Genomic DNA, 22,211 nt, shown 5'->3' with positions numbered 1-22,211 from the left:
TGCGTGCCTGCTGCTCGATGGAGAGCCGCTGCAACTGGAGAACCCTGAATGAAGAAAACCCTCACGGCATTCGCTGCCCTGGCCGTCTGCGGCCTGGCTTCTGCCCAATCGTCCGTCACGTTGTTCGGCGTCGTGGACGCTGGCCTGACCTACCAGTCGAGCACCTCGCGCGACACGACCACCGGCGCGTCGGTCAAGCAAAGCAAGACGAGCCTGGGCAACTCGGCCTACAACTCCAGCCGCATCGGCTTCCGCGGCACCGAAGACCTCGGCGGCGGGCTGGCAGCGAGCTTCTGGCTCGAAGCGCCCATCACCAACGACGACGGCGCCACCGGCATCTCCACCTTCGCGCGCCGCTCCACCGTGAGCCTGTCGGGTGGCTTCGGCGAGCTGCGCCTGGGCCGCGACTACACCGCCACCTTCTGGAACGACACCGTGTTCGACCCGTTCGGCACCAACGGCTCGGGCACCAACGTCATCAGCACCGTCAGCGGCAACACCACCATCAACAATGCCAACTACGTGCGTGCCAGCAACTCGATCGGCTACTTCCTGCCGCCGAACCTGGGCGGCTTCTACGGCCAGGTGCAGTACAGCCTGCACGAGAACGCCAGCACCGACGCCACCAGCACCACGGCAGCTTCCAGCAGCACGGCTGGGCGCTACGTCGGTGGCCGCTTCGGCTATGCCAACGGTCCCCTGGACGTGGCACTGGCCGTGGGCCAGAGCACCGTCGTGGACACCACCGCGCTGGAGCGCAGGGTGCAGACCATCAACCTGGGCGCTTCGTACGACTTCGGTCCTGTGAAGCTGTTCGGCGAGCTGTCGAACGTGAAGAACAAGTTCGACTACGCGGCAGCGGCTGACACGCACGACACCTACAACGGCTACCTGATCGGCGCGACCGTGCCGGTGGGCGCAGGCCTGATCCGCGTGGCGTACTCGCAAGTGCGCTACAACGAAGGCACGGCCGGCATCACGGGCGAAGACCCGATGGCACGCAAGTTCGCAGTTGGCTACGTGCACAACCTGTCCAAGCGCACGGCGCTGTATGCGACGGTGGCGCGCGTGAACAACCGCAACGACGTGAACTACACGGGCAGCCTGGTGTCGGCCAGCACCACGGGCTACGGCAGCACGGGCACCAGCTACACGGGCCTGCCGCGCTCTTCCACCGGCTACGACTTCGGTATCCGCCACGCGTTCTGATGCAGGACGCGCGCCGCGCGGGAGAAAGGGGCCTCAGTGCTCTTTTTCTCCCGCGCGGCTTTTTCGTTTCTACCCAGCAGTGAGCTTCTTCCAATGAACCGAATTGCACTCCTCGCGGGCGTGCTGGCTGCCACCGGCCTGACCGGCTGCATCATGCTGCCCCCGCCGCCCATGCCCTACCGTCCGCCCCCGCCAGGCTTTCGCGGTGAAGGGCCGCCGCCGATGTTCTATGGCGCCCGCAGGCCGCCCCCTCCAGGATGGGACGCCTGCGATGGCGTACGGGACGGCTGCGCGCGCGGCATGCCGGGCGAACCCGGGATGCAACAAGCCCCGGGAGCACGCTGATGAGCGGGGGACAACTGCATTCCGGCAACCTGGGCGCCATCATCGCCGGCGTGATCCTTCTCGGCCTTGGTGGCGTGGTCTGCTTGATGGCCTCGCTGTTCATCGCCAACATGCGGAACGGCGCAAAGGCGCGCGAGCTCGCGGCACAGGCCCGCAGCGAGGCGCGGCAAAGAATGAGCGCGAGCCGCGTGCAAGACCTGCGACCGCTGCTCGATGCCGCCCCGGACTGCCAGGGCATCCGTCTCGACATCCAGCTGCCGGCTGAAGCCGTGCCCGTGCTGGCGATCGAGGCCGAGCTGCGCGAGCTGCTCGCCAAGGTGACGGACTACGCGGCCAGCGTGATGCGCGCGGGCGCCACGCTGCAGGTTCGCGCGCATGCGGAAGGCACGCAGGCCGTGATTCACTGGCGCGACCTCGATGCCGTCGACGTGCGCCCGCCGCTCGCGCGGTTTTTCGACACCGCGCAGGCCGCGATTGCGGGGGCCAGTGCCAAGGCCTGCGAACGCATTGCCGGCCATCATGGTGGACGCATCTATTCAGCCCCGGATGCCGGCGGCGTGCTGGGACTGACACTGCGCCTGCCATTGCTGGCCGACGAGCGCGCTCACTGATCGACGCAAGGCCGGCAGGGACGGGCCTCGTGGAACTCCGCGTCATACTCGCGGTCCCACGGTGCCGCCGCTTTTCCCCGATGCCAGACGTGCGATCTCTTGCCTCCCTGACGACTTTTCTCCGTGCGCTCGCTGCGAGCGCGACCCTTCTCGCCGCCGGTGCGTTGCATGCGCAGGCCCTGCCGCCGGGCGTGCGGCTGGGCATGACAGCCGAAGAGCTGCAGGCCGCATTGCCCGCAGCCGAACGCGTGCAGCGGCCGCAGCGCCTCGGCGGTGGCCTCGTCGGCAACTGGCGCGCGGCGCCCGTCGAGATCGCAGGACTGCTGTTCGAGCCGACCTTCTTCTTCGCCGCCTCGGAGCTGCGGCGCGTCGAATACGTCGCGGCGGCGCAGGCCACGCCCGACAACGGCGCCGCGGCCTTCGCGGCGCTGGTGCAATGGGGCCGCGGGGCGTTCGGCAACGAACTCGCATCGCGCGACCCGGGCAGCGCATACGCCGCCTGGGTGAGCAACGACACCGACGTCTACGTGCAGCAGGTCAGCGACCCGCGTCGTGCGAGCGTGCGGCTGGTCTACAAGGCGCGGCAGCTGCGGGACGGCAGCGAGCTCTGAACGGGGTGCCTCAGGCGGCGCCGCGCTGATCGAGCTTTTGCAGCGCCACCGCCAGTTCCTCTACATCGACCGGCTTCAGCAGGTGATGGTCGAAGCCGGCCTGCGCAATGCGCAGCCGGTCGTCGGGCTGGCCCCAGCCCGTGAGCGCGATCAGCCCGATGCCATGCAGCCGCGGATGCGTCCGCAGGCGGCGCGCCAGTTCGCAGCCGTCCATGCCGGGCATGCCGATGTCCAGGATGGCGACCGAAGGCTGGAAGTGCTCGGCCTTCGCCAGTGCATCCAGGCCGCTGAAAGCCACGGTCGCCTGCGCGCCGAGCAGGCCCAGCAGCGCCCCGAGTGACTCGGCCGCGTCGCGGTTGTCGTCCACCACCAGAATGCGGTGCTGCACCGCCATCGTGGCCTCCGAGGCTCCGGCCTTCGCGCCGGCCCGCAACCCGTGGTCGAGCAGCGGCAGGGACACGGTGAACTCGCTGCCCTGGTTCGCGCCGTCGCTCCTGGCGCTGACCGTGCCGCCGTGCAGCTCCACCATGCTCTTCACCAGCGTGAGGCCGATGCCCAGGCCGCCCTGCGCGGCGCGCGCGGTGCCGCTCACTTGCACGAACATGTCGAAGATCGCGCCCAGCATGGCGGATGGAATGCCCACGCCGCTGTCTTTCACGCGCACCACCGCATGGCCGTGGCCGTCGTGCTCGACGAACACGTCGATGCGTCCGCCCTCGGGCGTGTACTTGGCAGCGTTGTTCAGCAGGTTCGCGAACACCTGCGTGAGGCGCACGCCGTCGCCCTTCAAGGCCAGCGAGGCATCGGCGACGTGCACCCCGAGCGTGTGGCGGCCGGCGTCCATCAGCGGGCGGCTGAGCTCCACCGCGCCGCGGATCACCTGGTCGAGCGCGAGCTCGTCCAGTTGCAGCTCGATCTTGCCGCGCGTGATGCGCGAGACCTCCATCAGGTCGCTCACCAGCCGCACCATGTGGTCGAGCTGGCGGCCCATGAGGTCGTAGTAGGGCCGGGCGGCTTCCGACGTGAGCGGCTTGCGCTTGAGGATGGCCAGCGCGGTGCTCAGCGGCGCCATCGGGTTGCGCAGCTCGTGCGCCAGGGTGGCCAGGAATTCGGTCTTGCGCCGGTCGGCCTCGTTGAGGTCTTCCAGGATGCGGCGCAGCTCGTACTGCCGCCGCCGTGCGCGCAGCGCGCTGCGCAGTGCGCTCACCAGCGAGGCCACGCGGATCGGGCGCTCCAGCACGGTGACGTTGGCCATGCCTTCCATGGCGGTGGTGATGGCGCGCGAATCGGCGCCTTGCCGCGCGAGTATCAGCACCGGCAGGTCGGACCAGGGGGACTGGGTCGCCACGGCCGCGGCGAGTTCGGTGGCGCCGCTGCCCGTGAGCATTTCTTCGGACACCAGCAGCGCGCCGGCACCGCGTTCGGTTTCGCGCAGCAGTTCGGGGAGGTCGGCGCACACCTGTGTCTCGATGCCGGCGTGCAGGAGCACGGCGGAGGCCATCACGGCGTCCTTCGCGGTGGCCGTTCTCATCAGCACGCGCAGCTGCGGGTCTCGCAGCTGCGGCAACTGGATCGTGGGGCCGTCGGTCACTGCGGGGGCGTGGCAATGCCGTCGATCGGCACGGGCACGCCAGTCAGGATGCCTCTGAAATGGCGCAGCGGCTCTCCTACGTTCAGGCCCCGCCGGTCCATCGAGAACGCACGGATGGAGCGCTCGTGCGCGCCGCCGCGCTTCTTGAGCACCGAGATGGCCTGGCGCACTTCGCCTTCGGCTTCGTAGTAGCGCAGCAGCACCACGGCGTCGGCAAGGTAGCTGGCGTCCACAGGTGTCTGCATCTGCATGCCGATGAGCCCGTGCTGCGCGCCGACCAGCAGCGTGGCCACACCGGACTGCCCGAGGTAGGTGAGCAGCTCGTGCAGCTGCACGATGAGAAAGCGCTCGTCGGGCATCGCGTTGAGATAGCCGTTCAGGCTGTCGATGACGATCACCTTCGCGCCGTGCTGCGTCACGGCCTGGCGGATCTCGTGCACCAGCTCGCCGGGGGAGAGTTCCGCCGGGTCGACCTGCTTGATGCGGATGCGGCCCGATTGCAGGTGGGGATCCAGCGCCATGCCCAGGCCGGCGCTGCGCGTGCGCAGGGTGTTGACGCTCTCGTCGAAGACGAAGAGCGCGGCCGTCTCGCCGCGCTCGGCCGCCGCAATGGCGAATCGCACCGCCACGGACGACTTGCCCGTGCCCGGCGCGCCGACGAACAGGGTGCTGGTGCCCTTCTCGAGGCCGCCGCCCAGCAGCGCGTCGAGCGCCTCGATGCCGCTGGGCAGCTTGCTCAGCGCGGTGTCGTTGACGTGTTCGGCCGCCACCAGGCGCGGAAACACCTGCAGGCCGCCGCGGTGAATCTTGTAGTCGTGGTAGCCGCCCCGGAACGACTGGCCCCGGTATTTCACGACCAGCAGCCGGCGGCGCGCGGAGCCGTAGTCGGAGTTCGACTGCTCCAGCCTCACCACCGCGTGCGCGATGCTCTGCACCTGCAGGTCGTGCTCGGTGGCGGTCATGTCGTCCAGCAGCAGCACCGTGCACTGGCGCCCCGCGAAGAACTGCTTGAGCGCCAGGATCTGCCGGCGGTAGCGCAGCGAGGTGCCCGAGAGCAGCCGCAACTCGGAGAGCGAATCGAACACGATGCGCGAGGGCTTGATGGCCTCCACGTCGCTCAGGATGCGCAGCGTGGTTTCGCTCAGCTCCACCTCGGAGGGGTGGAACATGGTGTATTGCTCCTCGGGCTGCAGGCTGTCCTGCGTGGGCAGCATCTCGCGCACGTGGACGCCGGAGATGTCCCAGCCGTGCGAGACGGCCACGCCGCGCAGCTCGTGCTCGGTTTCGGACAGCGTCACGTACAGAACCGACTCGCCGCGCGCCGCGCCTTCGAGCAGGAACTGCATCGCGATGGTCGTTTTGCCGGCGCCCGGCGTGCCTTCGAGCAGGTAGAGCCGGTTGGGCTCGAGGCCGCCGCCGAGCACGTCGTTCAGGCCCGGTACGCCCACGCTCAGCAGTCGCTGGTGATCAGGCTCCATGGTGGCTTCTCCATTCCATGAGTGAATGAGGTCAATGCCAAATTCAAACATCGAAGCCGTGGGGCCGCGTGCAGGACGGCGCCGCATGGCGCGCCACGGGGAGCGACTATGGGAAATGTCCTGCACGGGGCAGCGGAATCGTCCGGCTGGCCGGGTAGGGCGGATGGAGAAACTGCCTTACCGGCTCCCGCCGCCACTTCCTTCTTAATTTGGCTCTTCAGGAGAAGACGATGCGCGAAGACACAGAGATCCGCATTCCCCAGGACGATGAACGGATCGACGTCACGGACCTCAAGGAGGTCGACTACTGGACTCAGTGGTTCGGCGTGAGCGAAGAGCGCCTGCGCATCGCAGTGGCCTCGGCGGGCACAGGCAAGGACGACCTGCGGGTCTACTTCGGCCTGCCTTGATTCTTTCCGGAGGCCTCAGCCCGCGGCGAGCATGCCGCGCTCTTCGATGAACGCGACCACCTCGGCCACGCCCGTGAGCGTCTTGAGGTTGGTCATCACGTAGGGGCGCTGGCGGCGCATGCGCTGCGTGTCCTGCTCCATCACGTCAAGGTTGGCGCCAACGTAGGGTGCAAGGTCGGTCTTGTTGATCACGAAGAGGTCGCTCTTGGTGATGCCGGGCCCGCCCTTTCTCGGAATCTTCTCGCCGGCGGCCACGTCGATCACGTAGATCGTGAGGTCCGACAGCTCGGGGCTGAAGGTGGCCGCGAGGTTGTCGCCGCCAGACTCGACGAACACGATGTCGGCATCCGGAAAGTCTTCGAGCATGCGGTCGATGGCTTCGAGGTTGATCGAGGCGTCTTCTCGGATCGCGGTGTGCGGGCAGCCGCCCGTCTCGACGCCCATGATGCGTTCGGCCGGCAGCGCGCCGGCCACGGTCAGCAGGCGCTGGTCTTCCTTGGTGTAGATGTCGTTGGTGATGGCGATCAGGTCGTACTTGTCGCGCATCGCCTTGCAGAGCATTTCGAGCAGCGTGGTCTTGCCCGAGCCGACCGGGCCGCCGATGCCAACGCGCAGCGGGGGCAATTTCTTGGTGCGATGGGGGATGTGGTGCAGGGCGGAGGTCATGGAGGAGGTGTCCGGTTCAGCTTCGGAAGAGGCGGGAATATTGTGTTTCATGGCGGGCCGACAACACAGCCAGCAGGGGCGCGAAGGCCTGGCGTTCGTCGTCGCCGAGGGCCATGGCGCGTGTCACGGCCTCGGGAATTTCCTGCGCCAGCCGCCCGAGGATGCGCTGGCCCGCGCTCTGGCCCAGCGGCACGGCCTTGACGGCTGCGGCGACCATGTTCTCGGCCCAGCCGAAGGCGAAGGCCAGGCAGCAGTCGTGCACGCTGGCGTCGGTGCGGCTGGCCGCGAAGGCGAAGGCGATGGGGTAGCTGGCGGGCAGGTCGGCGAACACTTGAGCCGTGTCGGCGTGGTGCAGCTTGAGCCATTCGACGAAGGAGCGGCCCATCTGCTCGGTCTGCAGGAAGAACTCCGCCGATTCACGGGTGGTCATCACCCACTCGTTGAGCTGGCGGATTCGTTGCGTGTCGTTGGCGCGCCAGGCCATGACGGCTTGCGCGAAGGCTGCGAGGTCGCCGCGCGCGAAGCTCAGGTGCAACTGATCGGCGAGCCATTCGGCGGCGCGCGGTTCGGAGTCGATGCCGGCCCATTCGACTGCGGCCTCGACGCCTTCGGAGTACGAGAAGCCGCCTACGGGCAGGGCTGGTGAAGCCAGCCAGATTAGCTGGAGGAGGCTTTGAGCGGCTGGATCTGGCATGTCAGCTTTTCAGCGCGCGCTGTATCTGCGTGTCCGGGGTGCGTGCGAATGACACCGGGTGCTCCCCTCCGCGAATGTCCCCCGCCTTCGGCTCCTCCTTTATTTCGCTGCGGGGAGCACCCGGCGCCATTCGCACATGAGCGCAGTCGTTGTGCCGCGGGATCAACCGCTGCGCTGAATGACGGACAACGCATCGACGCAATTTCATCTCAGTGCGAGTGACCGTGATGGCTGTGGTCGTGACCGTGCGAATGGTCATGGTCGTCGAGCAACTCCGGCGCGAGCACGAGCGGCTTCGGGCCATTGCTGTGGGAATGTCCGTGCTCATGACTGTGACCACCGCCATGCGAATGCTCGTGCGACCCATATGCACCGCCCTCGGGCTCGAAAGCCTCATCGACCGCCACGACGATCAGGTGCATCGAACGCAGCATGTCGGCCAGCACATGGTCGGGCTCGATCTTGAGGTGGTCGGGCTTCAGCTCGATCGGCACGTGCCGGTTGCCCAGGTGATAGGCCGCGCGCGTCAGGTCGAAGGGCGTGCCGTGGGCCGTGCAATGCGTGATGCGCAGCACCGGCTGCGGCGCAGCGATCACGCGGACCAGCGAACCGTCTTCCGCCACGAGAACGTCGCCGCCCCGCACGGCGGTGCCGCGCGGCAGGAACACGCCGATCTGGCGGCCCTGCGAGTCGGTGGCGTCGAAACGGCTTTTCTGGCGGATGTCCCAGTCGAGCTCGATGGTGGCAGCGCGCTTGAGCAGCACGGGCGCAAGGCCGCGGCCCTGGGGCATGAGTTTGTTGGCGGTGAGCATGGTGCGAAGGGAGCGCCCCGGGGCGCTCGTTGGCTGAATGAATACCTTCGAGGATACGCAGCCTGTCAAGCAGGCGCATACCCCGGCTTCAAAACAGGAAATACCGCTGCGCCATTGGCAGCAGCTTCGCCGGCTCGCAGGTCAGCAGATGCCCGTCGGCGCGCACCGCGTAGGTCTGCGCGTCGATCTCCATCTTTGGCGCATAGCCGTTGTGGATCAGGTCCTTCTTGCGCACGTGGCGGATGTTCTTCACCGCGCTCAGGTGCTTGCTCAGGCCGTAGCGCTCCTTGATGCCCGATGCCAGCCCGGCCTGCGAGACGAAGGTCAGTGAGCTCTTCGCCAGCGAGCCGCCGTACGCGCCGAACATCGGGCGGAAGTGCACCGGCTGCGGCGTGGGAATGGATGCGTTCGGGTCGCCCATTGCGGCCATTGCGATGGTGCCGCCCTTCAGGATGGTGAAGGGCTTCACGCCGAAGAAGGCCGGCTTCCAGATCACGATGTCGGCCCATTTGCCGACTTCGAGCGAACCCACTTCGTGCGCGATGCCGTGCGCAATGGCAGGGTTGATCGTGTACTTGGCGACGAAGCGCTTGGCGCGGAAGTTGTCGTTGCGCTCGTTGTCTTCGGGCAGCTTGCCGCGCTGCAGCTTCATCTTGTGCGCGGTCTGCCAGGTGCGGATGATGACTTCGCCGACGCGGCCCATGGCCTGGCTGTCGGAGCTGAACATGCTGATGGCGCCCAGGTCGTGCAGCACGTCTTCGGCGGCAATGGTTTCCTTGCGGATGCGCGACTCGGCGAAGGCCAGGTCTTCTGCGATGCCGGCGTCCAGGTGGTGGCACACCATGAGCATGTCGACGTGTTCGTCGAGCGTGTTCACGGTGTAGGGCATCGTGGGGTTGGTGGAGGAGGGCAGAAAGTTGGCCTCGCCCACCACGCGCAGGATGTCGGGCGCATGGCCGCCGCCCGCGCCTTCGGTATGAAAGGCGCAGATGGCGCGGCCGCCCACGGCGGCAATCGTGTTCTCGACGAAGCCCGATTCATTGAGCGTGTCGCTGTGGATGGCCACCTGCGTGTCGGTGGCGTCGGCCACGTCCAGGCAGTTGCTGATGGCCGCGGGCGTGGTACCCCAGTCTTCGTGCAGCTTCAGGCCGATGACGCCGGCTTCGATCTGCTCGTGCAGCGCGTGCGGCAGGCTGGCGTTGCCCTTGCCGAGAAAGCCCAGGTTCATCGGAAACGCATCGGCCGCCTGCAGCATGCGCTCGATGTGCCAGGGGCCGGGCGTTGCGGTGGTGGCGAAGGTGCCGGTGGCGGGGCCGGTGCCGCCGCCGAGCATGGTGGTCACGCCGGAAGAGAGAGCCTCTTCGATCTGCTGCGGGCAGATGAAGTGGATGTGGCTGTCGATGCCGCCTGCGGTGACGATGTTGCCCTCGCAGCTGATGATCTCGGTGCCCGGGCCGATGACGATGTCCACGCCTGGCTGCACGTCGGGATTGCCGGCCTTGCCGATGGCGGCGATGCGGCCGTCCTTCAGGCCGATGTCGGCCTTGACGATGCCCCAGTGGTCGAGGATGAGTGCGTTGGTCAATACCGTGTCGACGGCGCCTTGCGCGCGGGTGCGCTGCGATTGCGCCATGCCGTCGCGGATGGTCTTGCCGCCGCCGAACTTCACCTCTTCGCCGTAGCCGCCGGCTCGCAGGGTGTAGTCGGCTTCAACCTCGATCAGCAGTTCGGTGTCCGCAAGACGGACGCGGTCACCCACGGTGGGGCCGAAGATTTCTGCATAGGCGCGTCGCCCGATGGTGGCCATGTTTCAGAGCTTCCCTTGAACGAGGCCGCGAAAGCCGTAGACGATGCGATCGCCGGAAAAATCGACCAGCTCGACCGTGCGCTGCTGGCCCGGCTCGAAGCGCACTGCTGCGCCCGAGGCAATGTTCAGCCGCATGCCGCGCGCGGCCTCGCGGTCGAAGCCGAGCGCGCCGTTGGTCTCTGCGAAGTGATAGTGCGAGCCGACCTGGATCGGCCGGTCGGCGGTGTTCTGCACCACCAGCGTGAGGGTGCGGCGGCCGGGGTTGAGCGCGTGCTCGCCGTCGTCGGTGAAGAGTTCGCCGGGAATCATGGCCGGCCTCAGATGGCTTGGGCCAGCAGCGTCGCGCCCAGGCCGAGCACCGCGGCGCCAGCCACGCGCGGCAGCCATGCGTTGGCGCGGCGCAGCGCCCAGCCCATTGCGATGCCGGCGGCGTGCAGCAGCACCGTGGCGCAGACCATGCCGGCCAGCGTGAGGGCCGCGCCTTGTTCGCTGGCCAGTTCGTAGCCGTGGGCCACGCCGTGGAATACCGCGAACACGCCGACCACCGCCATGGCCACCACCGCCGGCAGATGCACGCGGGTGACGACCAGCAGGCCCAGCACCAGCAGCGAGGCCGCGATCATCGGCTCGACCGCCGGCAGCTGCACGCCGGCCAGGCCCATCAGCGCGCCCACCAGCAGCATGCCGGCGAAGGCGAGGGGCGCCCAGAGCAGATCGGGCCAGGCACGGCGCGCGGCCAGTGCGCTCCAGAAGCCGACCGCAACCATCGCGGCCAAGTGGTCGGCGCCGGTCAGCGGATGCAGGAAGCCGGTGGTGAAGCCGTGGTGCAGGCCGCCGTCGACGCCGGTGTGGGCGCTGGCTGCGAGTGGCAGCAGGAGGGCGAGCAGGGCGAGGGTTCTGGAGGCGTTGTGGCGCATGGAAAGTCCTTTTGTTCTTTGAATTTCAGACGATGGGCTGGTGCACGGTGACCAGCTTGGTGCCGTCAGGGAAGGTGGCTTCGATCTGGATGTCCGGAATCATCTCGGCGATGCCGTCCATCACGTCGGCGCGGGTCAGCACGCTGCGCCCGTCGCTCATGAGCTCGGCGACGCTCTTGCCGTCGCGGGCGCCTTCCATCACGGCGGCCGAAATCAGGGCGATGGCTTCGGGGTAGTTGAGCTTCAGGCCGCGGGCCTTGCGGCGTTCGGCGAGCAGCGCCGCGGTGAAGATCAGCAGCTTGTCTTTTTCGCGCGGAGTCAGTTCCATGGGATCGGCATCGGGTGGCAGAGAGTGGCGGCCATTATGGGCAAGCCGGCTTCTTTGCAACAGTCGTGCCCTGTTCGCCAAAAGCCGTACGGGTGGCATGAAAGATGCACCGAAACGGTGTGAACCCCACTGACACGCCGATCACCCCCGACGACGCGCCGCAGCGCATCGTCAAGGTGCGGCGCGACTACAACAGCTGGGTGGCCAGCGAGACGCTGGAAGACTACGCGCTGCGCTACACGCCTCAGCGCTTTCGCAAGTGGTCCGAATGGCGGGTGGCCAACACGGCCTTCGGGGCGGCGTCGTTCCTGATCCTGGAGGCGGTGGGCGCCACGCTGCTGGTGCAGTACGGCTTTGCCAACGCCTTCTGGGCGATCCTGGCGACGGGGCTCATCATCTTCCTGGCGGGCGTGCCGATCAGCGTGTACGCGGCGCGCTACGGCGTCGACATGGACCTGCTCACGCGCGGCGCGGGCTTCGGCTACATCGGCTCCACGCTCACCTCGCTGATCTACGCGAGCTTCACTTTCATCTTCTTCGCGCTCGAGGCGGCTGTGATGGCCTACGCGCTGGAGCTGGCGCTGGGCATCCCGCCGGTCTGGGGCTACCTGGTGTGTGCGCTGGTGGTGATTCCGCTGGTCACGCACGGGGTGTCGGCCATCAGCCGGCTGCAGTTGTGGACGCAGCCGCTGTGGCTGCTGATGCTGGTGGTGCCTTTTGCCTACATGCTGGTGCGCGATCCTGGTGCGTTTGCGGGCATCGTGCACTACAACGGGGTTCGATCCGGCACCAAGGGCTTCGACTTGCACCTGTTTGGCGCTGCCCTCACGGTCGGCATCGCGCTCATTACGCAGATGGGCGAGCAGGCCGACTACCTGCGCTTCATGCCCGCGCGAACCGCGACCACGGCGCGCCGCTGGTGGGCCGGGGTGCTGGCCGGCGGCCCGGGCTGGGTGGTGCTGGGGGTGCTCAAGATGCTGGGCGGGGCGCTGCTGGCCTACCTGGCGATCACGCACATGGTGCCGGCCGACCGTGCGGTCGATCCGAACCAGATGTACCTCGCGGCCTACGAGTACGTATTTCCGAACTACGGCTGGGCGGTGGCGGCCACGGCGCTGTTCGTGGTGATCTCGCAGCTCAAGATCAACGTGACGAACGCCTATGCGGGCTCGCTGGCCTGGAGCAATTTCTTCTCGCGCGTGGCACACAGCCACCCGGGGCGCGTGGTGTGGGTGGTGTTCAACGCGCTCATCGCCTTCATGCTGATGGAGATGAACGTGTTCGAGGCGCTGGGCGACGTGCTCGGCCTGTTCGCCAACATCGCCATCGCCTGGATGATGGCCGTGGTGGCAGACCTCGTCATCAACAAGCCGCTGGGGCTGTCGCCGCCGGGCATCGAGTTCAAGCGCGCGCACCTGTGGGACATCAACCCGGTGGGCGTGGGCGCGATGGCGCTTGCGTCGGTGCTGTCGATCACCGCGCACCTGGGCGTGTTCGGGCCGCTGGCGCAGGCCTTCTCGGCGCTGATCGCGCTCGGCACGGCGCTGGTGGCATCGCCGCTGCTGGCCTGGGCGACGGGCGGCAAGTACTACCTGGCGCGCGGCACCGACGAGGCGCATGGCGCGGTGGCCTTCGCTCCTGCCGAGGGCCCGCGTGCGGTGCGCTGGGCGAAGGTCGAAACGGGCAGCTACCAGCGCCTGAAGGTGCAGCACTGCGTGATCTGCGAGCGCGAGTACGAGGGGCCGGACATGGCGCATTGCCCGGCGTACCAGGGCGCGATCTGCTCGCTGTGCTGCACGCTCGACGCGCGCTGCGGCGATTTGTGCAAGCCGCATGCGAGCCTGTCTTCGCAATGGTCGACGGTGCTGCGCTGGCTGCTGCCGCGCCGCAGCTGGCGCTACCTCGACACGGGGCTGGGGCACTTCCTGCTGCTGATGCTCGTCATCGTGCCGCTGCTGGCCGTGGTGTTCGGCGTGCTCTACCAGCAGGAGCTGCGTGCCTTCGGCGAAGGCGCACTGGAGCTGGCGTCGGAAGCCGACGTGGCCGCGGCGCTGGCCGGCGTGCAGAAGCTGTCACTGCGCTCGGGCTTCCTCAAGGCGTACATGGCGCTGCTGGTCATCGCGGGCATCGTCGCGTGGTGGCTGGTGCTGGCGCACCAGAGCCGCAAGGTGGCGCAGGAAGAATCGAACCGCCAGACTCATCTGCTGGTGCGCGAAATAGAGCTGCACCGCGAGACCGACCGCGCCCTGCAGGCCGCCAAGCAGGCGGCCGACGAAGCCCGCGAGATCGCGGAGCAGGCCAAGCTCGCGGCCGAGCTGGCCAAGCAGGCCGCCGACCAGGCCAACCAGGCCAAGAGCCGCTACATCAGCGCCATCAGCCACGAGCTGCGCACGCCGCTCAACAGCATCCTGGGGTATGCACAGCTGATGGGCGAAGACCATTCGGTGCCGCCGCACCGCCAGCAGGCGGTGGCGGTCATCAAGCGCGGTGGGGAGCATCTGCTGTCGCTCATCGAAGGCACGCTGGCCATCGCGCACATCGAGGCCGGCAAGCTCACGCTGCATGCGCGGCCCATGCGCTTTGCCGACACGCTGCGCGAGCTGGCCGACATGTTCGAGCTGCAGGCCGCGGAGAAGGGGCTGCAGTTCCGCTTCGAGGCGGCGGGGCCGCTGCCCGAGGTGGTGCGTGCGGATGAAAAGCGCGTGCTGCAGATCCTCATCAACCTGCTGGGCAATGCGATCAAGTTCACGGCGGCGGGGCAGGTCACGCTGCGGCTGGCCTATGCGCGGGAGTTCGCATCCATCGAGATCGAGGACACCGGCCCCGGCATGCCGGCCGAGGACATCGAGCGCATCTTCGAGCCCTTTGCGCGCGGCAATGCGGCAGGCATGTCGGCCGCACCGGGCGCGGGGTTGGGGCTCACCATTGCCAAGATGCTCACCGACCTGATGGGCGGCGAGATGAAGGTGCAGAGCACGCCGGGCGAGGGCTCGCTCTTCTGTGTGCGCCTGTTCCTGCCGCGCGTGCATGACACGGTGGCCGGCACCGGCCGCCCGATGCCGGTGCAGCGCGCGCGGCGCGGCTACGAAGGCCCGCGACGCCGCCTGCTGGTGGTCGACAACGAGGAGGCCGACCGCGACCTGCTGGGCCATGTGCTCGCGCCGCTGGGCTTCGAGCTGCGCAGCGCGGCCAGCGGGCACGATGCGCTCGATCTCATCGCAGCCGGCTATAGGCCCGACGCGATGTTCGTCGACCTCGCGATGCCCGGCATCGACGGCTGGGAGACCATCCGCCGCGCGCGCAAGCTGGGGCTGACCGAGGCATCGGTGGCCATCGTCTCGGCCAACGCTTTCGACAAGGGGCTGGACAACGACGTGGGCATTGCGCCGGAAGATTTCTTCGTCAAGCCCGTGCGCCACACCGAGCTGCTCGACTGGCTCGAACGCCGGCTCGGGCTGCAATGGACCGATGCCGCCGCGAAGCCGGTCGCCGCCGTGGCGCCGCGCGTGATGCAGGCGCCTTCGCTGGCCCGCCTGCGTGCGCTCGACGAGGCCGTGAGCCTAGGCTACTTTCGCGGCATCATGAACCAGCTCGACGACATCGACGCCGCGCAGCCCGAGTGCGCGTCGTGGACCGAAGCCCAGCGCGTGCTGGCCCGCCAGTTCCAGTTCGAGGCCATGAGCCGTGCACTGGCCGAAGCCGTCGAAAGCGCCGCATGACTTCGACGACGCCACCTCCCGCCATGGAAACATCACCGCTCGCCAAGACCCTGCGCGAGCAGCAGGGCGCCAACAGCGACCTCGTGCTGATCGTCGACGACGTGCCCGACAACCTCGCTGTGCTGCACGACGCGCTCGACGAATCGGGCTACACCGTGCTCATTGCCACCAACGGCGAGCAGGCGCTGCAGCGCGCCGCGCAGGCCCGGCCCGACATCGTGCTGCTCGACGCGATGATGCCGGGCATCGACGGCTTCGAGGTGGCGCGGCGGCTCAAGGCCGATGCGGCGACGGCGCACATTCCCATCGTGTTCATGACGGGGCTCACCGAGACCGAGCACCTGGTGGCCGCGCTCGAAGCCGGCGGGGTCGACTACGTCACCAAGCCCATCAAGCCGAAGGAAGTGCTGGCGCGCATGAACGTGCACCTGCAGGGCGCGCGCCGCGCGCGGCAGGACGCGCGGCAGGCCGGCCAGGCGCGCAATGCGCTCGATGCCTTCGGCTACGCCAGCATCACCGTGCGCCTGCCCGAAGGCCGGCTGATCTGGCAGACCGCGCTGGCGCGCGACCTGCTGCAGCGCTACTGCGATACGCGCGCGCCCGAGACGCCGCCCGCCGTGCTCGAATGGCTGCGCAGCCACACGCCCGATGCGCGCCAGCGCGGCATCGAGCCGCCGGCGCTGTCCATCGTGCAGGGCGCGAGCAGCCTCACGCTGCGGCTGCACCAGCAGACCAGCAGCGACGACGACGGCGACGAGTGGATGATCATCATGCGCGAGGTGTCCGACACCGCCGTCATCGAAGCCATGAGCCTGAGCCTGAAGCTCACGGCGCGCGAGGCCGAAGTGCTCTACTGGGTGGTCAAGGGCAAGACCAACAAGGACATCGGCGAGATCCTGGGCAGCAGCCCGGCCACCGCCAAGAAGCACCTGGAGCGGGTGTACGTGAAGCTCGGCGTGGAGACGCGCACGGCCGCGGCCGGCGTGGCCATCAAGCGCATTCGCGAGCTGCAGCCCCAGTTCGAAATCTGAAGAAGGCCGGCTGATTGCTGCCGGTGCCGCCTGCGTCATGGCGACTACTTTCGGCGTCCCTAGAATGGTTCGAGGGCTCCGGGACGCGCACGATGAAGAACAACAGGCACGACAGAACGACAACCCGACCGCCAAGCAGCGGCTGGATGCTTGCTGCTTCCTGCCTGTTCGCGAACCTGGCCGCGAGCCCGGGCGCACACGCCGCAGGGCATTTCGACGTGGACGACGCGAGCACGCTCGACCCGGGCCAATGCCAGTACGAGACCTGGTGGGGCCGCACGGGTGTGGAGCCTGTCACTGGGTTTCACTTCGGGCCCGCCTGCCGCGTCGGGCCGGTCGAGCTGGGCCTGAACTTCGACCGCACCTCGGTGAGCGGCGTTCATTCGGTCACCGGCGGACCGCAGCTCAAGTGGAATTTCTACGGACAGGCGGCCGACGCGCCGTTCAGTGCCGCCGTGTCGATGGGCGCGGTGTTCGACCTGAAGCGCGGTGGCCGAGCGGGCGGGCAGTTCGTGGTGCCCCTGACGTGGCGGCCACTCGAGAGCCTGCAGATCCACGCCAACGCAGGCGCCGACTGGGCCAACGGAACCGGTGCGCGCACGCCGCGCGGCGGCATTGGCGTCGAATGGGCGCTGAACGACACCGTATCGCTTATCGCGGAGCGCAACCGGGCGGCGGGCCTGTGGACCTCGCGCATCGGCGGGCGCTTCAGCATCACGCCGCTGATCAGCGTGGACGTGAGCACATCGCGCACCGGGCCGCAGGGCGTGCGCGGGTTCGTGATCGGGCTGAACCACGAGTTCACCTGGAAGTGAACCGTGGGGGATCAGCGCAGGTAGCGCTGTATCCGCTTCTCGTCCTCGGCCAGTTGCTGGCGCATCAGCGAAATGAAGTCCCTCGCCGTGGCCGAGAGCACCTTTCCTGCCGGCAGCGCCAGCAGGCAGGTGAAGTACACGTCGACCGAGAACTTGCGCACCACCAGCCCGCGCTCCGCGTAGTCGAGCGCGGTGATCGGGTTGACCAGCCCCACGCCCAGGCCGCGCAGCGCCATCTCGCACACGCTGGCCGCATAGGGCGTCTGCACCAGCACCCGCAGCGCCACGCCGTGCGGGGCCAATGCGGCTTCGAGCCGCTGGTGCGAAGGGTCTTCGGGGTTGAGCGAGAGAAAGGGCGCCTCGGCCAGTTGCTCGGGCTTGATGGTCTTGAAGCGGGCCAGCGCGTGGCCTGCCGGCATCACCACCACGCCGGGAAAGCGCGAGAAGGTGGAGTGGTCGATGCCTTCGAGCGAGAGCTCGTCGGCCATCAGCCCGAAGTCGGAGATGCCCATGGCCACGCGGTCGCGCACGTCCTTGGAGCTCAGCACCTGCAGCGACACCTGCGGCCAGGGGCTCGCGCCGCGGTGCGCCTTCAGCCGTGCCAATGCGCGCGGCATGAAGCCCAGGCCGTAGGCGGGAAAGCTGCTCAGCTCCAGCTGGCTGACGCCGAAGTCGCGCAGGCTGCGCACGCGGTGCTCGATGGCGTCCATGCCGATGAACACCCGCTCCACCTCGACCCACAGCGCGCGTGCCTCGGGCGTGGGCACCAGCCGCCCGCCGGTGCGCTGGAACAGCAGCATCCCCGCTTGCGTCTCGAGGCGCTTGAGCGATTGGCTGATGGCGGGCTGCGTCACATGCAGCAATGCAGCGGCCTTGCGGGTGGAGCTGCCGCGCATGAGAGCCCGGAAGGTTTCGATCTCGCCGAATCGCATCGATAAGTCTTGTTATCGGTTGAGTATCTGAGGCTGCATAATTTTATTTCCGATTGCATAAGATTTGGTCACAACTTCTGACGCATGACCCGTGACGACATTGCCCGTTCTGGACTTCAAGTTCGCCGCTCCTCCCCCGGATCCCCTGGCTCATCCTCCGGGTAATCCCTTGGGGTTGGTGCGTGACCAGGCACCCAAGCCCGTGCGCAACCCGAACCTGCGCGGCCTGCAATGCCTGCGGTGCGATGCGCTCTACCCGGTCACCCTGTCGCACGACGGCTGCCCCGCATGCAAGCGCACGGGCTTCCACGTGGCGCTGCGTGCCAGCTACCTGCCCGACAGCGCCGAGGCGATGCCCATGCCCTACACCTCCGGCTTCGCGCTGGGGGAGGGGCAGACGCCGCTGGAGGACATGCCGGAGCTGGCGCAGCAGTTCGACGTGGCGCGCCTGGCCCTCAAGGACGAATCGCGCAACCCCACCGGCTCGCACAAGGACCGCATGACAGCGGTGGGCGTGGCGCAGGCTCTCGACTTCGACGCCCACACGCTGGTGCTTGCCTCCTCGGGCAACGCGGCCGTGTCGGCGGCGCACTACGCATGGGCCGCGGGCCTGGGCTGCGAGGTCGCAACCTACGAAGGCATGCCGGCCACCTACACGCGACAGCTCGATGCACTTGGCGCGCGGCGCTATGTGTTCGCCGACAACGCGGGCCGCTGGGCCTTCGTGCGCGAGCGTTCGCAGCACCCAGGCTACTTCGCACTGACCAACTACCGCCTGCCCGCGCTGGGCAGCGCGCCGCTGGCCATCGAGGGCTACAAGCCGATCGCACTCGAATGCGTGGCCGATGGCGGCCTGCCGGACCACATCGTGATTCCCACCGCGCGCGGTGATCTGGCCTGGGGCATCTACGCGGGCTTTCGCGACCTCATGGCCGCGGGGCGCATCGGGCGCCTGCCCAGGCTCTGGCTGGTGGAACCGTTCCCGCGCCTGGCGCGCGTGCTCGCGGGCGGCGCCATCAACGGCAGCTACCCGGGCCACACCGCGCAGTTTTCCACCGCGGGGGCCACCGTCACCTACCTGCAGTGGCAGGCCGCAACCGCCACGGGCGGTGGCGCGGTGGTCGTGGGCGACGACGAAGCGCGCGCCGCGCGGCGGCTGCTCAGCTCGCTCGGCGTCAGCGCCGAGCTCTGCGCTGCCGGCGGCCTGGCCGCATTGCGCCAGCTGCGCGAGAGCAATGCCATTGCGGCCGATGCGCACGTGGTGCTGATGCTGACCGCCAATGCGGCCGGCGATCCGAGCTGGCCCGACCGCCCGATCTAACTTCCTTCAGGAATTCACCATGCCGACGATGCAACGCCGGGCCTTTCTGGCCGCCGGCTCTACGGCCCTGCTCGCTTCGTTTCGACCGGCGTGGGCGGCCTACCCCGACAAGCCCGTGAAGCTCGTCGTGCCGTGGGCGGCCGGCGGCAGCACCGACGCGATTGCTCGCGCCATGGCGCAGCGCATGAGCCAGACCATCGGCAGCCCGGTGATCGTGGACAACCGGCCCGGCGCCGCCGGCATGATCGGCACCGACGCGGCGGCCAAGGCCGCGCCTGACGGCTACACCATCGCCATCGTCGAACTGCCGCACGCGATTGCGCCGGCCGTGACGGCGAAGCTGCCTTATGACCTGCTGCGCGACTTCACGCCCGTGACCATGATCGGCACCTCGCCGCTGGTGTTCTTCGCGGGAATGGACGACGACAGCAAGGACTTCAAGACCTTCCTGAAGACCGCGGCTGCAAAGAGTGCTCCGCCAGCCATCGCGCACAGCGGCGCGGGCACGGTGAGCCACCTTGCCGCCGAACTGCTGGCGAGCCGCACGAAGATCAGGTTCAACATGGTCCCGTACCGCGGCTCGGCACCCGCGCTCACCGACGTGGCGGCGGGCACGGTGGCGGGGCACTTCGCGACGCTGGCCAGCGGCTCCAGCCTGCTGGGCGCCAACCGCATCCGCCCGCTGCTGGTGACGAGCACGCAGCGCGTGACGAACATTCCCGGCCTGCAGAACGTGCCCGCGCTCGCGGAGAACGGGCTCAAGGGCCTGGAGATCGACCAGTGGTGGGCCATGGTCGCGCCGGCCACCACGCCGCTCGACGTGATCGAGAAGCTGCGCCGCGAGGCCATCGCCGCGCTCGACCATCCGTCGGTGAAGGAGCGCCTGTCGGTGCTGGGCGTGCAGATGAAGGGTTCGACGCCGGCGGAGTTGCGCGCCTTCCTGCGCTCGGAGGCCGAGCGCTGGCAGAAGGCCGCGCACGAGATCGGCCTGCAGCCGCAGTAAGCGGGCAGAACAGGTTGGGCCTTACTTCGCGTCGCTGTAGACCGTGGCGCGCGACACGCCCATGTGCGCGGCGGCAATCTCGGCGCCGCGGCGAACCTCCAGCAGGCCCGCTTTCTTCAGTTCCTGCACCAGTTGCTTGCGGTCGGCCGGCTTCAGCGAGCGCGAGGTGGTCGCGCGCGCGGCCGCGAAATCGTCGATGCGCGCGTGGATGCGGTCCGAGTGGTTGCCGCCGGCCTCGATGTGCTCGTGCACTTCCTTGTCGTCAATCTTGGTGAACTGCGAGATCGCGGCCTGGAAGCTCTGGAACAGCGTCAGGTCGACGTTCAGGCACAGCGCGGCCACGTACTCGCCGCTGTCGTCCTTGACGCCGATGGATGTGCTCTTGACCTTGCGCCCGTCGGGAAAGGTGTTGGCGTAGTTCGCGATCACCGCCGGAAACTCCGGGTCTTGGATGCGCGCGAGACCCAGCTCCGTGACTGACTGGCCGACCTCCCGGCCACTGAGGCTGTTCTCGATGGCGTAGATCGCGTTCCTCGGATTGCTCAGGTCGTGCACCACGACTTCGCAGAAGGGCGCAAAGGTCTGGCCCAGGCCTTCGGCCATGTTGCGCAGCATCTCCAGGACCTGCTTGTTCGACTTTTTCTTCATGCCGGGGAATGTATCCAGCTCTGGACGAACAATCTAATTTGTACAAAAAGTACAATGTTAGATGTATTATCCAATTTTGACCAGGAGCCTCGAATGACCGCGAGAGAACGCGCACGCTATGTCGACCCACGCACCGGCAGGCACTACGACCTGTCCGAACGCCGATGGCGCTCGGACGACGGCCATCCGATGATGGTCACGCCGCTGCCCGGCATCTCGCGCGACGACATCGATTCGCGCACCCGCTCGCTCTGGCGCTACCGCGCGGCGCTGCCCGTGGCAATCGACAAGCCCGCGAGCATGGGCGAAGGCTGCACGCCGCTGGTGCAGAAGCGCTGGGGCAGCCTCGAGCCGTACTTCAAGCTCGAGTGGTTCAACCCGACCTGCAGCTTCAAGGACCGCGGCGCGGCGGTGATGATGTCCTTCCTGCGCCAGATCGGCGTCGACGCGGTGCTGGAAGACAGCTCGGGTAACGGCGGCGCAGCCATTGCCGCGGCAGGCGCGGCGGCTGGCATGCGCGTGAAGGTGCTCGCGCCGAGCTACACGCCCGCGCCGAAGGTGGCGCAGATCCGAGCCTTCGGCGCAGAGGTGCAGTTGGTGCCGGGGCCGCGCGAAGAGTCGGAGTACGAGGCGGTGCGCCAGTCGGAGTCGATCTTCTATGCGAGCCACAACTGGCATCCGTTCTTCCTGCAGGGCACGAAGACGCTGGCGTATGAGCTGTGGGAAGACCTGGGCTTTGTCGCGCCCGACAACGTCGTCATTCCGACTGGAGCGGGCAGCAACGTGCTCGGGTGCTGGATCGGCTTCAAGGAGCTGCTGGCGGCGGGGCAGATCAGCAAGCTGCCGCGCATTTTTGTCGCGCAGCCGCTGAACTGCTCGCCGATCGATGCGAGCTTCACCGCCGGAGTCGACACGCTGGTGGACCGTGTCGTGCAGCCGACCATTGCCGAAGGCACTGCGATCAAGCGGCCCGTGCGGCTCCAGGAAATCCTGCAGGCGCTGCGCGAGACGAAGGGCAAGACCGTTGCGCTGACCGAGGAGCAGATCGCGGCTGCGGTGCGCCGGCTGGCAGCAAGCGGGCTCTATGCGGAGCCGACCTCCGCTTCGGCCGCGGCGGCCATCGAGGTGCTGGCGCAGCGCGGCGACATCAAGGCCAGCGAGGTGACTGTGGCCTTGTTGACCGGCACCGGTCTGAAGTCGACGCAGTTCATGACCGGGCTGTTTGGCGGCGCTGCCGCCGTCGCCTAGCGAACTGCTGTTCAT

At 68.0% G+C, this 22,211-nt stretch carries 22 protein-coding genes; 11 read left to right on the top strand and 11 right to left on the bottom strand.

Annotated elements, in window-relative coordinates; translation table 11 throughout:
• Window positions 1–48: 48 nt before the first annotated feature.
• From ACZYSP_RS22340 to ACZYSP_RS22325, 4 genes are all read left to right on the top strand, one after another.
• Window positions 49–1,209 (top strand): porin, encoded by a 1,161-nt coding sequence (locus tag ACZYSP_RS22340; protein WP_093057368.1) that lies wholly within the window; start codon window positions 49–51, stop codon window positions 1,207–1,209.
• 93 nt (window positions 1,210–1,302) lie between these two features.
• The gene (locus tag ACZYSP_RS22335; RefSeq protein ID WP_101952286.1) at window positions 1,303–1,554 is read left to right on the top strand and encodes a hypothetical protein; all 252 of its coding nucleotides are present in this window, start codon (window positions 1,303–1,305) and stop codon (window positions 1,552–1,554) included.
• Window positions 1,554–2,165 carry an ATP-binding protein gene (locus ACZYSP_RS22330; RefSeq protein WP_177142459.1) on the top strand — a complete coding sequence of 204 codons (612 nt, stop codon included), beginning with the start codon at window positions 1,554–1,556 and terminating at the stop codon, window positions 2,163–2,165. The genes ACZYSP_RS22335 and ACZYSP_RS22330 overlap by 1 nt, the downstream gene beginning before the upstream one ends.
• Window positions 2,166–2,245: 80 nt before the next feature.
• A complete protein-coding gene (locus ACZYSP_RS22325; protein ID WP_093077511.1) occupies window positions 2,246–2,776 on the top strand; it encodes a hypothetical protein in 531 nt (176 codons plus the stop codon).
• 10 nt (window positions 2,777–2,786) lie between these two features.
• On the opposite strand, the gene ACZYSP_RS22320 is transcribed toward ACZYSP_RS22325, so the two are convergent.
• Both ACZYSP_RS22320 and ACZYSP_RS22315 read right to left on the bottom strand, forming a co-directional pair.
• Window positions 2,787–4,367, bottom strand: a complete 1,581-nt coding sequence (locus ACZYSP_RS22320; RefSeq protein WP_489016589.1) for a hybrid sensor histidine kinase/response regulator — start codon at window positions 4,365–4,367, stop codon at window positions 2,787–2,789.
• Window positions 4,364–5,845 carry an ATPase domain-containing protein gene (locus tag ACZYSP_RS22315; RefSeq protein ID WP_093077509.1) on the bottom strand — a complete coding sequence of 494 codons (1,482 nt, stop codon included), beginning with the start codon at window positions 5,843–5,845 and terminating at the stop codon, window positions 4,364–4,366. Before ACZYSP_RS22315 ends, ACZYSP_RS22320 begins: the two co-directional genes overlap by 4 nt.
• 230 nt (window positions 5,846–6,075) lie before the next feature.
• On the opposite strand from ACZYSP_RS22315, the gene ACZYSP_RS22310 reads away from it, so the two are divergent.
• Entirely contained in the window at window positions 6,076–6,255 is a 180-nt protein-coding gene (locus ACZYSP_RS22310) for a DUF3606 domain-containing protein (RefSeq protein ID WP_093057417.1), read from the top strand.
• A gap of 15 nt (window positions 6,256–6,270) precedes the next feature.
• Here ACZYSP_RS22310 and ureG read toward each other — a convergent pair whose 3' ends face one another.
• The 7 genes from ureG to ACZYSP_RS22275 form a co-directional block, all read right to left on the bottom strand.
• Window positions 6,271–6,921, bottom strand: a complete 651-nt coding sequence (gene ureG, locus ACZYSP_RS22305) for an urease accessory protein UreG (protein ID WP_093057418.1) — start codon at window positions 6,919–6,921, stop codon at window positions 6,271–6,273.
• Window positions 6,922–6,937: 16 nt separating this feature from the next.
• Entirely contained in the window at window positions 6,938–7,615 is a 678-nt protein-coding gene (locus tag ACZYSP_RS22300) for an urease accessory protein UreF (RefSeq protein ID WP_489016585.1), read from the bottom strand.
• A 209-nt stretch (window positions 7,616–7,824) separates the two neighbouring features.
• Window positions 7,825–8,427, bottom strand: coding sequence for an urease accessory protein UreE (gene ureE, locus ACZYSP_RS22295; protein WP_354337656.1), 603 nt, complete (start codon window positions 8,425–8,427; stop codon window positions 7,825–7,827).
• Window positions 8,428–8,515: 88 nt separating this feature from the next.
• Window positions 8,516–10,234 carry an urease subunit alpha gene (gene ureC, locus ACZYSP_RS22290; RefSeq protein ID WP_093057421.1) on the bottom strand — a complete coding sequence of 573 codons (1,719 nt, stop codon included), beginning with the start codon at window positions 10,232–10,234 and terminating at the stop codon, window positions 8,516–8,518.
• Between the two features lie 3 nt (window positions 10,235–10,237).
• Window positions 10,238–10,543: an urease subunit beta gene (locus ACZYSP_RS22285; protein WP_093057422.1), complete on the bottom strand. Its 306-nt coding sequence runs from the start codon at window positions 10,541–10,543 to the stop codon at window positions 10,238–10,240.
• Between the two features lie 8 nt (window positions 10,544–10,551).
• The gene (locus ACZYSP_RS22280; protein WP_489016582.1) at window positions 10,552–11,151 is read right to left on the bottom strand and encodes a HupE/UreJ family protein; all 600 of its coding nucleotides are present in this window, start codon (window positions 11,149–11,151) and stop codon (window positions 10,552–10,554) included.
• 25 nt (window positions 11,152–11,176) lie between these two features.
• Window positions 11,177–11,479, bottom strand: coding sequence for an urease subunit gamma (locus tag ACZYSP_RS22275; RefSeq protein ID WP_056512745.1), 303 nt, complete (start codon window positions 11,477–11,479; stop codon window positions 11,177–11,179).
• Window positions 11,480–11,583: 104 nt separating this feature from the next.
• Between ACZYSP_RS22275 and ACZYSP_RS22270 the strand changes: the two genes are divergently transcribed.
• From ACZYSP_RS22270 to ACZYSP_RS22260, 3 genes are all read left to right on the top strand, one after another.
• Window positions 11,584–15,198 (top strand): hybrid sensor histidine kinase/response regulator, encoded by a 3,615-nt coding sequence (locus ACZYSP_RS22270; RefSeq protein WP_489016580.1) that lies wholly within the window; start codon window positions 11,584–11,586, stop codon window positions 15,196–15,198.
• A 23-nt stretch (window positions 15,199–15,221) separates the two neighbouring features.
• A complete protein-coding gene (locus ACZYSP_RS22265; RefSeq protein WP_093057426.1) occupies window positions 15,222–16,229 on the top strand; it encodes a response regulator transcription factor in 1,008 nt (335 codons plus the stop codon).
• Between the two features lie 146 nt (window positions 16,230–16,375).
• On the top strand, window positions 16,376–17,044 hold the full coding sequence (locus tag ACZYSP_RS22260; protein ID WP_256331006.1) for a hypothetical protein: 669 nt from the start codon (window positions 16,376–16,378) through the stop codon (window positions 17,042–17,044).
• An 11-nt stretch (window positions 17,045–17,055) separates the two neighbouring features.
• On the opposite strand, the gene ACZYSP_RS22255 is transcribed toward ACZYSP_RS22260, so the two are convergent.
• A complete protein-coding gene (locus ACZYSP_RS22255; RefSeq protein WP_093057427.1) occupies window positions 17,056–17,976 on the bottom strand; it encodes a LysR substrate-binding domain-containing protein in 921 nt (306 codons plus the stop codon).
• Between the two features lie 91 nt (window positions 17,977–18,067).
• Between ACZYSP_RS22255 and ACZYSP_RS22250 the strand changes: the two genes are divergently transcribed.
• A complete protein-coding gene (locus ACZYSP_RS22250) occupies window positions 18,068–19,297 on the top strand; it encodes a threonine synthase (protein WP_489016576.1) in 1,230 nt (409 codons plus the stop codon).
• Between the two features lie 19 nt (window positions 19,298–19,316).
• Window positions 19,317–20,300: a Bug family tripartite tricarboxylate transporter substrate binding protein gene (locus ACZYSP_RS22245; protein WP_489016574.1), complete on the top strand. Its 984-nt coding sequence runs from the start codon at window positions 19,317–19,319 to the stop codon at window positions 20,298–20,300.
• Window positions 20,301–20,321: 21 nt separating this feature from the next.
• Here ACZYSP_RS22245 and ACZYSP_RS22240 read toward each other — a convergent pair whose 3' ends face one another.
• Complete coding sequence (locus tag ACZYSP_RS22240) at window positions 20,322–20,948, bottom strand: helix-turn-helix transcriptional regulator (protein WP_489016572.1); 627 nt, start codon at window positions 20,946–20,948, stop codon at window positions 20,322–20,324.
• 93 nt (window positions 20,949–21,041) lie between these two features.
• On the opposite strand from ACZYSP_RS22240, the gene ACZYSP_RS22235 reads away from it, so the two are divergent.
• Window positions 21,042–22,196, top strand: coding sequence for a threonine synthase (locus ACZYSP_RS22235; protein ID WP_489016570.1), 1,155 nt, complete (start codon window positions 21,042–21,044; stop codon window positions 22,194–22,196).
• Window positions 22,197–22,211 lie beyond the last annotated feature (15 nt).

The sequence above is a fragment of the Variovorax sp. F042 genome (genome assembly GCF_057814215.1).
This window is presented reverse-complemented; position numbering and strand designations above follow the sequence as displayed.